This window comes from Pseudomonas salomonii, from assembly GCF_900107155.1.
GTDB lineage: Bacteria > Pseudomonadota > Gammaproteobacteria > Pseudomonadales > Pseudomonadaceae > Aquipseudomonas > Aquipseudomonas salomonii.
The window spans coordinates 43,096-55,137 of sequence record NZ_FNOX01000007.1 but is presented as its reverse complement, the minus strand read 5'-3'; the positions used below and the strand labels follow the sequence as shown (position 1 = coordinate 55,137).

General features: G+C 61.4%; 13 protein-coding genes. 12 read left to right on the top strand and 1 reads right to left on the bottom strand.

The genetic code is table 11. The annotated features are described in order from the left end of the window. The first annotated feature begins 84 nt into the window (after nucleotides 1-84). Genes rpoZ through BLV67_RS16690 form a run of 4 tightly spaced genes read left to right on the top strand, consistent with a single transcriptional unit; the run spans nucleotide 85 to nucleotide 3,719 of the window. Nucleotides 85-348 carry a DNA-directed RNA polymerase subunit omega gene (rpoZ, locus tag BLV67_RS16705; protein ID WP_003176920.1) on the top strand — a complete coding sequence of 88 codons (264 nt, stop codon included), beginning with the start codon at nucleotides 85-87 and terminating at the stop codon, nucleotides 346-348. Between the two features lie 60 nt (nucleotides 349-408). Next, the gene (gene spoT / locus BLV67_RS16700; RefSeq protein WP_056860838.1) at nucleotides 409-2,514 is read left to right on the top strand and encodes a bifunctional GTP diphosphokinase/guanosine-3',5'-bis pyrophosphate 3'-pyrophosphohydrolase; all 2,106 of its coding nucleotides are present in this window, start codon (nucleotides 409-411) and stop codon (nucleotides 2,512-2,514) included. Nucleotides 2,515-2,538: 24 nt separating this feature from the next. Beyond that, a complete protein-coding gene (locus BLV67_RS16695) occupies nucleotides 2,539-2,919 on the top strand; it encodes a RidA family protein (protein ID WP_003176922.1) in 381 nt (126 codons plus the stop codon). 56 nt (nucleotides 2,920-2,975) lie between these two features. Continuing rightward, complete coding sequence (locus BLV67_RS16690) at nucleotides 2,976-3,719, top strand: hypothetical protein (protein ID WP_065931903.1); 744 nt, start codon at nucleotides 2,976-2,978, stop codon at nucleotides 3,717-3,719. 107 nt (nucleotides 3,720-3,826) lie between these two features. Here the strand turns inward: BLV67_RS16690 and BLV67_RS16685 are convergent, their stop codons facing one another. Further along, complete coding sequence (locus tag BLV67_RS16685; RefSeq protein ID WP_065931904.1) at nucleotides 3,827-4,678, bottom strand: SDR family oxidoreductase; 852 nt, start codon at nucleotides 4,676-4,678, stop codon at nucleotides 3,827-3,829. A gap of 189 nt (nucleotides 4,679-4,867) precedes the next feature. On the opposite strand from BLV67_RS16685, the gene exbB reads away from it, so the two are divergent. The 8 genes from exbB (at nucleotide 4,868) to recG (ending at nucleotide 12,010) form a co-directional block, all read left to right on the top strand. Then, the gene (gene exbB / locus BLV67_RS16680) at nucleotides 4,868-5,851 is read left to right on the top strand and encodes a tonB-system energizer ExbB (RefSeq protein WP_069787133.1); all 984 of its coding nucleotides are present in this window, start codon (nucleotides 4,868-4,870) and stop codon (nucleotides 5,849-5,851) included. Between the two features lie 6 nt (nucleotides 5,852-5,857). Then, complete coding sequence (exbD, locus tag BLV67_RS16675; protein WP_003195519.1) at nucleotides 5,858-6,283, top strand: TonB system transport protein ExbD; 426 nt, start codon at nucleotides 5,858-5,860, stop codon at nucleotides 6,281-6,283. Continuing rightward, nucleotides 6,280-7,029, top strand: a complete 750-nt coding sequence (locus tag BLV67_RS16670; RefSeq protein ID WP_065931906.1) for an energy transducer TonB family protein — start codon at nucleotides 6,280-6,282, stop codon at nucleotides 7,027-7,029. Before exbD ends, BLV67_RS16670 begins: the two co-directional genes overlap by 4 nt. Nucleotides 7,030-7,198: 169 nt before the next feature. Next, nucleotides 7,199-7,534: a cupredoxin domain-containing protein gene (locus BLV67_RS16665; RefSeq protein ID WP_176727922.1), complete on the top strand. Its 336-nt coding sequence runs from the start codon at nucleotides 7,199-7,201 to the stop codon at nucleotides 7,532-7,534. 3 nt (nucleotides 7,535-7,537) lie between these two features. Further along, nucleotides 7,538-8,365 carry an FTR1 family iron permease gene (locus tag BLV67_RS16660; protein ID WP_069787134.1) on the top strand — a complete coding sequence of 276 codons (828 nt, stop codon included), beginning with the start codon at nucleotides 7,538-7,540 and terminating at the stop codon, nucleotides 8,363-8,365. After that, on the top strand, nucleotides 8,362-8,892 hold the full coding sequence (locus tag BLV67_RS16655; RefSeq protein ID WP_069787135.1) for an iron transporter: 531 nt from the start codon (nucleotides 8,362-8,364) through the stop codon (nucleotides 8,890-8,892). Before BLV67_RS16660 ends, BLV67_RS16655 begins: the two co-directional genes overlap by 4 nt. A gap of 113 nt (nucleotides 8,893-9,005) precedes the next feature. Further along, on the top strand, nucleotides 9,006-9,926 hold the full coding sequence (locus BLV67_RS16650) for a hydrogen peroxide-inducible genes activator (RefSeq protein ID WP_015886540.1): 921 nt from the start codon (nucleotides 9,006-9,008) through the stop codon (nucleotides 9,924-9,926). A gap of 8 nt (nucleotides 9,927-9,934) precedes the next feature. After that, nucleotides 9,935-12,010: an ATP-dependent DNA helicase RecG gene (gene recG, locus BLV67_RS16645; protein ID WP_065931937.1), complete on the top strand. Its 2,076-nt coding sequence runs from the start codon at nucleotides 9,935-9,937 to the stop codon at nucleotides 12,008-12,010. Nucleotides 12,011-12,042: the final 32 nt, after the last annotated feature.

Genomic DNA, 12,042 nt, shown 5'->3' with positions numbered 1-12,042 from the left:
CCTAAACGCTGGTGATTTTTTAAACTGTTTAGTCCGCTCGCCCAACCGGGCAGCGCGCATCTTGCATTCGCTCCGAGGAATACCATGGCCCGCGTAACCGTTGAAGACTGCCTAGAACACGTGGATAACCGCTTTGAGCTGGTCATGCTCTCTACCAAGCGTGCCCGTCAACTGGCCACCGGCGGCAAAGAGCCCCTGGTCCAGTGGGAAAACGACAAGCCTACCGTTGTAGCCCTGCGTGAAATCGCTGAAGGCCTGATGAGCTACGAGTTCATCGCCAACGCTGAAATCGTTGAAGACGAACCGCTGTTTGCAGCGTTCGAGGACGAGTCCAACGAGGCCGTCTAAGCCTATGCCTGGTCGACGTAGCACGGCGCAGGGTCACAGCCAACGGCAGGAGTTCATACTTTGCCGAGCATAGACGCCCTCGCCGATCGCTTATCGGCCTACCTCGGCCCAGACCAGGTCAACCTGGTCCGCCGAGCGTATTTCTACGCCGAACAAGCCCACGACGGCCAACGCCGCCGAAGCGGTGAGGCGTATGTCACGCATCCTCTTGCGGTGGCAAATATTCTTGCCGACATGCACATGGACCATCAGAGCCTGATGGCCGCGATGCTGCATGACGTGATCGAAGACACCGGCATCGCCAAGGAAGCGCTCAGCGCGCAATTTGGTGAAACCGTGGCCGAACTGGTCGACGGGGTCAGCAAACTGACCCAGATGAACTTCGAGACCAAGGCCGAAGCCCAGGCAGAAAACTTCCAGAAAATGGCCATGGCCATGGCGCGGGATATCCGTGTGATTCTGGTCAAGCTGGCCGATCGGCTGCACAACATGCGCACGCTGGAAGTGCTGTCCGGCGAAAAACGCCGGCGCATCGCCAAGGAAACCCTGGAAATCTACGCGCCCATCGCCAATCGGCTGGGCATGCATGCCATTCGTATCGAATTCGAAGACCTCGGCTTCAAGGCCATGCACCCGATGCGCTCGGCGCGCATCTACCAGGCGGTCAAGCGCGCACGGGGCAACCGCAAGGAAATCGTCAACAAGATCGAAGAGTCGCTGAGCCACTGCCTGGCGATCGACGAGATTGAAGGCGAAGTCAGCGGCCGGCAGAAGCACATCTACGGTATCTACAAGAAGATGCGCGGCAAGCGCCGGGCCTTTAACGAGATCATGGACGTGTACGCGTTCCGGATCATCGTCGACAAGGTAGACACCTGCTACCGCGTGCTGGGCGCTGTACATAATCTGTACAAACCCTTGCCGGGGCGCTTCAAGGACTACATCGCCATTCCCAAGGCCAACGGCTATCAGTCGTTGCATACCACGCTGTTCGGTATGCACGGGGTGCCGATCGAGATACAGATCCGTACGCGGGAAATGGAAGAGATGGCCAACAATGGCATCGCCGCCCACTGGCTGTACAAGTCCAGCGGTGACGAACAGCCAAAGGGCACTCACGCCCGTGCTCGCCAGTGGGTCAAAGGCGTGCTGGAAATGCAGCAACGTGCCGGCAACTCCCTGGAATTTATCGAAAGCGTGAAGATCGACCTGTTCCCGGACGAGGTCTACGTGTTCACGCCCAAAGGCCGAATCATGGAGCTGCCCAAAGGCTCCACGGCGGTCGACTTTGCCTACGCGGTGCACACCGACGTCGGTAACAGCTGCATTGCCTGCCGGATCAACCGTCGCCTCGCACCGCTGTCCGAACCGCTGCAAAGCGGCTCCACGGTCGAGATTGTCAGTGCACCCGGCGCGCGCCCGAACCCGGCCTGGCTCAACTTCGTGGTTACCGGTAAAGCGCGGACACACATCCGCCACGCCCTGAAGTTGCAACGCCGCTCCGAATCCATCAGCCTCGGCGAACGCCTGCTGAACAAGGTCCTCAACGGTTTTGACAGCGCCCTGGACAAGATCCCGGCCGAGCGCGTGCAAGCGATGCTCCACGAGTACCGCCAGGAAACCATCGAGGACCTGCTGGAAGATATCGGCTTGGGTAACCGCATGGCCTATGTAGTCGCACGCCGCTTGCTCGGCGAAGGCGAACAGTTGCCAAGCCCGGAAGGCCCGCTGGCGATTCGCGGCACCGAAGGCCTGGTACTCAGCTACGCCAAATGCTGTACGCCGATCCCGGGCGACCCGATTGTCGGCCACCTGTCGGCGGGCAAAGGCATGGTGGTGCACCTGGACAACTGCCGCAATATCACCGAAATCCGCCACAACCCGGAGAAATGCATTCAGCTTTCCTGGGCCAAGGATGTCACCGGCGAATTCAACGTCGAGCTGCGTGTAGAGCTGGAGCATCAGCGCGGCCTGATCGCCTTGCTGGCCAGCAGCGTCAACGCGGCCGACGGCAATATCGAAAAAATCAGCATGGATGAACGCGATGGCCGCATCAGCGTAGTCCAGCTGGTGGTCAGCGTGCACGACCGCGTGCACCTGGCCCGCGTGATCAAGAAACTGCGCGCCCTGACCGGGGTGATCCGCATCACCCGCATGCGTGCATAGCCCCTCTCTTACAAGGAGCAACTCATGACCAAGACTGTTATCACCAGCGACAAAGCCCCGGCCGCCATCGGCACTTACTCCCAGGCGATCAAGGCGGGTAACACCGTCTACATGTCCGGCCAGATTCCGCTGGACCCAAAGACCATGGAACTGGTTGAAGGCTTTGAAGCGCAAACCGTACAAGTCTTCGAAAACCTGAAATCCGTAGCCGAAGCCGCCGGTGGTTCGTTCAAGGACATCGTCAAGCTGAACATCTTCCTCACCGACCTGAGCCACTTCGCCAAGGTCAACGAGATCATGGGCAAGTACTTCGAACAGCCGTACCCAGCCCGCGCCGCCATCGGCGTTGCCGCCCTGCCAAAGGGCGCACAGGTTGAGATGGACGCGATCCTGGTCATCGAATAAAACACCCGGCGCAGCCTCAACAGGCTGCGCCGACTTTGTTTCAGAAGGATTTCATGATGCGCAAAGCGCTTGTAGCCACTTCGTTGCTCGCCCTGTTGCTCGGCGGCTGCGCCAGCAACCCCGCCGACCTGGATGTGAGTGGCACCTGGATCAACCAGGCCGCCATCAACGCGGCAGCCAAGGGCGGCCCTTTGCGTGAAGCGCTGCAGAGTTTTGGCCCGAACCTCGAATGGGAGGTCAACACCAAGGCTTTGCAGGCGCGCTACTACAACGGCTTTGAAGTCGCTGAAGGCAAATTGCTCGGCGATAAATCCGGCGCCTGGAGCGTCGAGTTCTACGGCAGCTCCGCCACCGAACTCAAGCGCAAAGGCAAACAACTGCTGCAAGTGGCCAACGATAACGAGCCTGAGCAACTGTTCGCCCGTGCCAAGGATCCCGCTCCGGAAGGTGCGCCACTGGGTGCCAACTTCGAGCGGGCGCTATATGCAGCCTACATGGGCGGCGACTGGAAGATTACCGACGGCAACGGCAGCGGCTCCACGGTGCAGTTCCAGGCCGACGGCAAGGTCGCCGGCCTGCCAGGCGTCGACCGCTACTCGCTGTGCCTGGCTGGCGACTGCGCCTCCATGAGCGGCGGCTACGACAGTATCTGGCTGCAATTGAACGGCCAGGGCAACCCGTGGATCTTCGCGCGCAAAGGCAAGCAGCTGGAAATCTTCCAGGCGATCAACACCGCCCTGGCCGACGAAGTGCCGCAGTTCACACCCGGCCCGCGCCAATGGCTGCTTGAGAAGAAATAGAACCAAATGTGGGAGCCGGCTTGCCTGCGATGACGGTGGTTCAGTCGAGATAGATGTCGACTGATACTTCGCTATCGCAGGCAAGCCAGCTCCCGCATTTTTTTGTTTCAGCCCTTGAGAATCGCAGCATAGCCTTCGCGATAAGTCGGGTAGGTCGGCATCCAGCCCAACGCCTTGGCCCGGGCGTTGCTGCATTGCTTGCTGCCTGCACGTCTTACACTGGCGTCATCCGCCCACTCCGTCACGCCCAGGTATTCGCGCAACCAGCCCACCACCTCCGCCAAGGGCGCTGGGGCATCGTCGACACCGATGTAGATTTTTTCCAGCGAGCCGCCCTGCTCAATATGGCGTAGCAAAAAGGCCAGCAAACCTGCCGCATCATCGGCGTGAATCCGGTTGCCATATAAAGGTGGATCGATTGCCACACGATAGCCTTGGCGCACCTGGGTCAGCAGCCATTCACGGCCAGGACCGTAAATACCGGTCAAGCGCACGATGCTCGCCGGGATACCGCTGTTGAGAGCCACTTGCTCGGCTTCCAACATGACCTGGCCGGAATAGCCCTTCGCTTGGGTCTCGGAGGTTTCGTCGACCCACTCACCATTCTGCTGGCCGTACACGCTGCTGCTGGACACAAACAGCAAATGTTTGGGCGTTTGGCCGTAGTCGTTCAGCCACTCCAGCACATGCTGCAACCCTTGCACGTATGCCGCACGATACCCGGCCTCATCGTGGTCGGTGGCGGCTGCGCAATACACCAGGTAATCCACTGCACCGATCGGCCAGGTCTCAGGGCAATCCTTTTTGAACAGGTCGCCGGCAATACCGATCACGCCATCGGGGAGCTTTGAAATATCACGGCGCAGGCCGTGAACCTCCCATTCCGAGGCCAGCAATTGGCTAGCCAGCCGACTACCCACATCGCCGCAACCGGCAATCACAACAGAAGGCGCAGACATCATAAAACTCCGTTCTTAAAGGTCTAGATTAGCCTTCGCAGATGACGAGCGGCCAGAAAAAGGACAAATAAAGTAACTGTATTACTTCTGTTAACAAGAATTACTTGCAATAATAACCGCCCATTTGTCCTCGACCCCCAAGGGTCTGGCAGGACGATCACTCCATTTTTTCTCTCAGGTCCGGCCAGCATGACACGTAATACAAACCCCGCTTCGCCAACCAAGCTTCACAGCCCATCCCGCGCCTGGCGTGCGATTGCTGCGCTGCTGTTCAGCGTACTGCTGGCACCGACCGCCGCCTTCGCTGATGCCACCGCCCCAACCGCACCGGCTGCTGCCGAGCACACTGGCGCCACGCCTGCCGCTCCTGTGGCTGCGCCGGTTGCCACCGACCCGGCCCAGGCTGCAGGCGATGCAGCACCTGCCGACAAAACCGGTGTAGTGCTGGAAGAAGACAACAGCCTGGGCATGGCCCATGACCTGTCGCCTTGGGGCATGTACCAGAACGCTGACGTGGTGGTAAAAGCCGTGATGATCGGCCTGGCCATCGCCTCGATCATCACCTGGACCATCTGGATCGCCAAGGGCTTCGAGCTGCTGGGGGCCAAGCGCCGCCTGCGCACTGAAATCGTCCACCTGAAAAAAGCCACCACCCTCAAGGAAGCCAGCGACAGTGCGACCAAGAAGGGCACCCTGGCCAACCTGCTGGTACACGACGCGCTGGAAGAAATGCGCCTGTCGGTCAATACCCGCGAAAAAGAAGGGATCAAGGAGCGCGTCAGCTTCCGCCTCGAACGCCTGGTTGCAGCCTGTGGCCGTAACATGAGCAGCGGCACCGGCGTACTCGCCACCATCGGTTCCACCGCACCGTTTGTCGGCCTGTTCGGCACCGTGTGGGGCATCATGAACAGCTTTATCGGCATCGCCAAAACCCAGACCACCAACCTCGCCGTCGTCGCCCCCGGCATTGCCGAAGCCCTTCTGGCAACCGCCCTGGGCCTGGTTGCCGCGATTCCTGCGGTGGTGATCTACAACGTCTTCGCCCGTTCGATTGCCGGCTACAAGGCCCAGGTATCGGACGCGTCGGCAGAAGTCCTGCTGCTGGTCAGCCGCGACCTCGATCACCTGCCTACCGAGCGCAGCTCGCAACCGCACATGGTGAAAGTGGGGTAATCGGCCATGGGCCTGCATTTGAATCAAGGCGACGACGAACTCGTCGAGAACCACGAGATCAACGTCACGCCGTTTATCGACGTAATGCTCGTGCTGCTGATTATCTTCATGGTGGCCGCGCCGCTGGCGACCGTGGATATCAAGGTCGACCTGCCCGCGTCCAGCGCCAAGCCTGCGCCGCGGCCAGAGAAGCCGATTTTCCTCAGCGTCAAGGCAGACCAACGTCTGTTCCTGGGCGAAGAAGAAGTCAAAGCTGAAACCCTGGGCCCGGTGCTCGACGCCAAGACCCAGGGCAAGAAAGACACGACGATCTTCTTCCAGGCCGACAAAGGCGTGGACTACGGCGACCTGATGAGCGTGATGGATGCGCTGCGCGCAGCCGGCTACCTCAAGGTAGGCCTGGTCGGACTTGAGACGGCAGCCAAGAAATGATCACGACGCGCCACAAACTGACGCGTTATGGCACCAGCCTCGCCGTCGTGCTGGGCGTGCATGCCGTCGCGATCATCATCGCGCTCCAGTGGTCCGCGCCGCATCCGGTAACGTTGCCACCGGCGGCCATGGTCATCGATCTGGCGCCGATGCCTGCACCGCCACCGCCGGCGCCGCCCAAGGTTGTCACGCCGCCACAGCCGCCTGCCCCCGTGGAAGAGCTGCCCCTGCCAAAACTGGCCGAGGCGCCGAAGCCAACGATCCAGGTGCCCAAGCCGGTCAAGCCAAAACCCAAACCTCAGCCGCCCAAGCCGGTGGAGAAGAAGCCCGAGCCGCCCAAGGAAAAACCCTCCGAAGAGCCGCCGAGCGAATCGCCACAAAACAATGCGCCGGCTGAAAAGTCCGCCCAGCCGGTTCCGGGCCCGTCGCCACAACAGATCGCAGCCAAAGCGTCCTGGGAAGGCACCCTGCTGGCGCACTTGCAGAAGTACAAGAAGTACCCGCCAGGCGCCCAACAGCGCGGCAAGGAAGGCTTGAACCGCCTGCGCTTTGTGGTCGATGGCGAAGGCAACGTGCTGTCCTACGAATTGGTGGGCCGCTCCGGCAACGCCGATCTGGACCGTGCGACCCTGGACATGATCCGTCGTGCCCAGCCCTTGCCCAAGCCACCGGCCGACATGCTGAAAGGCGGCAGCGTCGAAATCGTCGCGCCGTTTGTTTACAACATCGAAAAACGTCGTCGTTAACCCTCTGCGTGGGCACCTGTCGGGTGCCCACGGTTGCTGCTCCCTCCTCTCTCACACCCGCCAACCTGAACCTGGATTGAACAGGCTTCGCGTCGGCGCAATCTTCACTTGTAACATTTAATTACAATGCCAATCATCCGCGAATAGTTCTCATTAGTGGATATCCGGTGTGCCCAACCTCGCCCGATTGACCATCGCCCTGCTCGCGTTTCCGCTCGCCGCCCATGCGGATCGCCTGGTCACGCTAAACATTCAAAACCACACCTTCACCCCTTCAAGTTTCGAAGTGCCGGCGGGCGAACGCTTTCGTATTCAACTCACCAGCCATGACGAGAGCGTGGATGAGTTCGAAAGCTATGACATGAAGTTCGAGAAAATCATCGTCCCCGGCAACACCATCACGGTTTTCGCCGGCCCGCTGCACCCTGGCACCTACACCTTTTTCGATGACTACCACCCAGACCAGGCCAAAGGCACGGTCACCGCCGTCGCGCCGAAGGAGTAGCCCATGCTCGCGTGTCTATTGATCGTGTTTCGTGAAGTGCTGGAAGCCGGGATTGTGGTCGGGATCATCATGGCCGCCACTCAGGGCCTGGCACGCCGCGGCCTGTTTATTGGCGGCGGAGTCGCAGCCGGCGTACTCGGGGCCGGCCTGCTTGCGCTGTTCACTGGTGCAATCACCCAAGCGCTGCAAGGGTTTGGTCAGGAAATCTTCAACGCAGCGATTTTGATCGTGGCGGTCCTCATGCTCGGTTGGCACAACCTGTGGATGGCCACCCATGGGCGCGAACTGGCGACGCAACTGCGCAGCGCCGGCAATGCGGTGCTGCGTGGGGAGAAATCGCTCTGGGCATTAGCCGTGGTGATCACCGTGGCAGTGTTGCGCGAAGGCTCGGAAATAGTGCTGTTCCTTTACGGCATTACCGCCTCGACCCAGACCGACCCGCTGACGATGCTGGTCGGCGGCGTGCTCGGCATCATTGCCGGCGCGGCGCTGTCGTGGCTGCTGTATCGCGGCCTGGTCGCCATCAGCCTGAAACGCCTGTTCTCGATCACCTCCTGGATGATTGCCCTGCTCGCCGCCGGAATGGCCGGGCGCGCCGCCGCGATCCTTGCCGGCATCGACCTGATTCCTGCCTGGGGCTATCAGCTCTGGGATACCTCCTGGCTGGTGTCCGACGCCAGTCTCACCGGCAGGGCGCTGCAAGCGCTGGTGGGCTACACCGATCGACCGCTGGGTGTGCAGCTGGTTGCCTGGGTCGCCACGCTACTGCTCTTGGTGATGGGCAGCCGATTGATTCACTCACGTTCCACCTCCCAAGGAGCTACCCAATGAAACACCTGAGCAAACCCCTGGCTGCCGCGCTGCTATTGGCCGGCACCGTGGCCATGTCGACCCTGGCACAGGCACGCGAATATCCGATTGGCGGCCCGGTACAGGCCAACGACATGGAAATCGCATCCTCCTACCTGGTCGGCATCGAAATGGCGCCGATGCCGCCGGGCATGGTCATGAGCAAGGACTCGGTGCACCTGGAAACCGACGTCCACGCCACCGCCGACAACAAATACGGCCTGGCCAACGGTGAATGGGTGCCGTACCTGACCATCAGTTACTCGCTGGTCAAGCAAGGCGCGCCGGACTACAAGGAAATCGGCACCCTGCTGCCGATGGTCGCCAAAGACGGCGCCCACTACGCCAACAACGTAAAGATGGACGGCCCCGGCACCTACACCGTGGTACTGCGTTACGAGAGCCCGCAGATCAAAGGTTTCTTCCATCACGTCGACAAAGAAACCGGCGTACCGGAATGGTGGTCTCCCTTCACCGAAACCTTCACCTTCAAGTACCCACAGAATTAAGCGCTTACTTACGACACCCGATTACCGGGTGTCGTAAACACCACAGTGTCTGATAACGTGCGTCTATCGATTGCAGCCGGTATGCTTGGCCCGCAACCTCATGGACGCCCGCTATGACTCTTACAGAATTACGCTACATCGTGACCCTCGCCCAAGAACAGCACTTCGGCCACGCGGCCGAGCGTTGCCATGTCAGCCAGCCGACGCTGTCGGTGGGTGTGAAAAAGCTTGAAGACGAACTCGGTGTGCTGATTTTCGAGCGCAGCAAGAGCGCCGTGCGCCTCACGCCGGTGGGCGAAGGCATCGTTGCCCAGGCCCAAAAGGTACTGGAGCAAGCGCAAAGCATTCGCGAGCTGGCCCAGGCCGGCAAGAACCAGCTGACCGCACCGCTCAAAGTCGGCGCCATCTACACCGTCGGCCCGTACCTGTTCCCGCATCTGATTCCGCAACTGCACCGCGTTGCGCCGCAGATGCCGCTGTATATCGAAGAAAACTTTACCCACGTACTGCGCGACAAACTGCGCAACGGTGAGCTGGACGCGATCATCATCGCCCTGCCGTTCAACGAAGCAGACGTGCTGACCCTGCCGCTCTACGACGAGCCGTTCTACGTGCTGATGCCGGCCTCCCACCCGTGGACGCAGAAAGACACCATCGACGCCGGCCTGCTCAACGACAAGAGCCTGTTGCTGCTGGGCGAAGGCCACTGCTTCCGCGACCAGGTACTGGAAGCCTGCCCGACCCTGACCAAGGGCAACGACGGCGCCAAGCACACCACCGTGGAATCCAGCTCCCTGGAAACCATCCGGCACATGGTCGCGTCCGGCCTGGGCATTTCGATTCTGCCGCTGTCGGCGGTGGACAGCCATCACTACGCTCCCGGCGTGATCGAAGTGCGCCCTCTGACGCCACCGGTGCCGTTCCGTACCGTGGCGATTGCCTGGCGCGCGAGCTTCCCACGCCCGAAAGCCATTGAGATCCTCGCCGACTCGATCCGCCTGTGTTCGGTGGCCAAACCGCCTGCTGCGAGCTAAGCAAACGTATGACTGAGCTGTCGCAGGTGTCGGTGACGGCACTTAAAGGTGTCGGTGACGCCATGGCCGAGAAGTTGGCCAAGGTCGGCCTGGAAAACCTCCAGGACGTGCTGTTCCACCTGCCCCTGCGTTATCAGGACCGCACACGCGTCGTGCCCATCGGCCACTTGCGCCCTGGGCAGGATGCGGTGGTCGAAGGCACGGTCAGCGGCGCCGACGTGGTCATGGGCAAGCGCCGCAGTTTAGTCGTGCGCCTGCAGGACGGCACGGGCGGCCTGAGCCTGCGCTTCTACCATTTCAGCAACGCGCAAAAGGACGGCCTCAAGCGTGGTACCCGCGTGCGTTGCTATGGCGAAGCGCGCCCCGGCGCATCGGGCCTGGAGATCTATCACCCGGAATACCGTGCCATCACCGGTGACGAGCCGCCGCCGGTCGACACCACGCTCACACCGATCTACCCGCTGACCGAAGGCCTGACCCAGCAACGCCTGCGCCAGTTGTGTATGCAAACGCTGACGATGCTCGGCCCCAAAAGCCTGCCCGATTGGCTACCTCTGGAGCTGGCGCGCGACTATCAACTGGCGCCGCTGGACGATGCGATTCGCTACCTGCATAACCCACCCGCCGACGCTGACGTCGACGAACTTGCACTGGGCCATCACTGGGCTCAGCATCGCCTGGCCTTCGAAGAACTGCTGACCCACCAACTGTCCCAGCAGCGCCTGCGCGAAAGCATGCGCTCCCTGCGCGCGCCGGCGATGCCCAAGGCCACGCGCCTGCCCGCCCAATACCTGGCCAACCTTGGCTTTGCGCCGACGGGCGCCCAACAACGGGTAGGTAATGAAATCGCCTACGATCTCAGCCAGCATGAACCGATGCTGCGCCTGATCCAGGGCGACGTGGGCGCGGGCAAGACCGTGGTTGCCGCCCTCGCCGCCTTGCAGGCATTGGAAGCCGGTTACCAGGTGGCGCTGATGGCGCCTACCGAAATCCTCGCTGAACAGCACTTCATCACCTTCAAGCGCTGGCTCGAACCCTTGGGCCTGGAAGTGGCGTGGCTGGCCGGCAAGCTCAAGGGCAAGGTGCGTGCCGCCGCTCTGGAGCAGATCGCCGGTGGCGCACCGATGGTGGTGGGCACTCACGCCTTGTTCCAGGACGAAGTGCAGTTCAAGAACCTGGCGCTGGTGATCATCGACGAACAGCATCGCTTCGGCGTGCAGCAGCGTCTCGCGTTACGCCAGAAAGGCGTGGGCGGGCGCATGAACCCGCACCAGTTGATCATGACCGCCACGCCGATCCCGCGCACCCTGGCGATGAGCGCCTACGCCGACCTCGACACCTCGATCCTCGATGAGCTGCCGCCCGGCCGCACCCCGGTCAACACCGTGCTGGTCACCGACACGCGCCGCGTCGAAGTGATCGAGCGCGTGCGCGGCGCCTGCGCCGAAGGCCGTCAGGCGTACTGGGTGTGTACGCTGATCGAAGAGTCCGAAGAACTGACCTGCCAGGCCGCCGAAACCACCTTTGAAGACCTCACCAGCGCTCTGGGCGAACTTAAGGTCGGGCTGATCCACGGGCGCATGAAGCCTGCGGAAAAAGCCGCGGTGATGGCCGAGTTCAAAGCTGGCAACCTGCAACTGTTGGTGGCCACCACGGTGATTGAGGTCGGCGTGGACGTGCCCAACGCCAGCCTGATGATCATCGAAAACCCGGAACGCCTGGGCCTGGCCCAACTGCACCAACTGCGCGGCCGTGTCGGCCGGGGCAGCGCCGCCAGCCACTGCGTGCTGCTGTACCACCCGCCGCTGTCACAGATCGGCCGTCAGCGCCTGGGCATCATGCGCGAAACCAACGACGGTTTTATCATCGCCGAAAAAGACCTCGAACTGCGCGGCCCCGGTGAAATGCTCGGCACCCGCCAGACCGGCCTGTTGCAATTCAAGGTCGCCGACCTGATGCGCGATGCCGACCTGCTGCCTGCCGTGCGTGATGCGGCGCAAGCGCTGCTGGAGCGTTGGCCGGAGCACGTCAGCCCTTTGCTGGATCGCTGGCTCAGGCACGGGCAGCAATACGGCCAAGTGTGACGCCTGACTCACTTATCCAACCAACAGGTGTA

What these genes read in the sequence shown, in the direction of transcription:
- BLV67_RS16655 (WP_069787135.1), top strand. Translation starts at nt 8,362, where the DNA reads ATGAAACACCTGAGCAAACCCCTGGCTGCCGCGCTGCTATTGGCCGGC.
- BLV67_RS16690 (WP_065931903.1), top strand. Translation starts at nt 2,976, where the DNA reads ATGCGCAAAGCGCTTGTAGCCACTTCGTTGCTCGCCCTGTTGCTCGGC.
- exbD (WP_003195519.1), top strand. Translation starts at nt 5,858, where the DNA reads ATGGGCCTGCATTTGAATCAAGGCGACGACGAACTCGTCGAGAACCAC.
- BLV67_RS16670 (WP_065931906.1), top strand. Translation starts at nt 6,280, where the DNA reads ATGATCACGACGCGCCACAAACTGACGCGTTATGGCACCAGCCTCGCC.
- recG (WP_065931937.1), top strand. Translation starts at nt 9,935, where the DNA reads ATGACTGAGCTGTCGCAGGTGTCGGTGACGGCACTTAAAGGTGTCGGT.
- BLV67_RS16660 (WP_069787134.1), top strand. Translation starts at nt 7,538, where the DNA reads ATGCTCGCGTGTCTATTGATCGTGTTTCGTGAAGTGCTGGAAGCCGGG.
- rpoZ (WP_003176920.1), top strand. Translation starts at nt 85, where the DNA reads ATGGCCCGCGTAACCGTTGAAGACTGCCTAGAACACGTGGATAACCGC.
- BLV67_RS16685 (WP_065931904.1), bottom strand. Translation starts at nt 4,678, where the DNA reads ATGTCTGCGCCTTCTGTTGTGATTGCCGGTTGCGGCGATGTGGGTAGT.
- BLV67_RS16650 (WP_015886540.1), top strand. Translation starts at nt 9,006, where the DNA reads ATGACTCTTACAGAATTACGCTACATCGTGACCCTCGCCCAAGAACAG.
- exbB (WP_069787133.1), top strand. Translation starts at nt 4,868, where the DNA reads ATGACACGTAATACAAACCCCGCTTCGCCAACCAAGCTTCACAGCCCA.
- BLV67_RS16695 (WP_003176922.1), top strand. Translation starts at nt 2,539, where the DNA reads ATGACCAAGACTGTTATCACCAGCGACAAAGCCCCGGCCGCCATCGGC.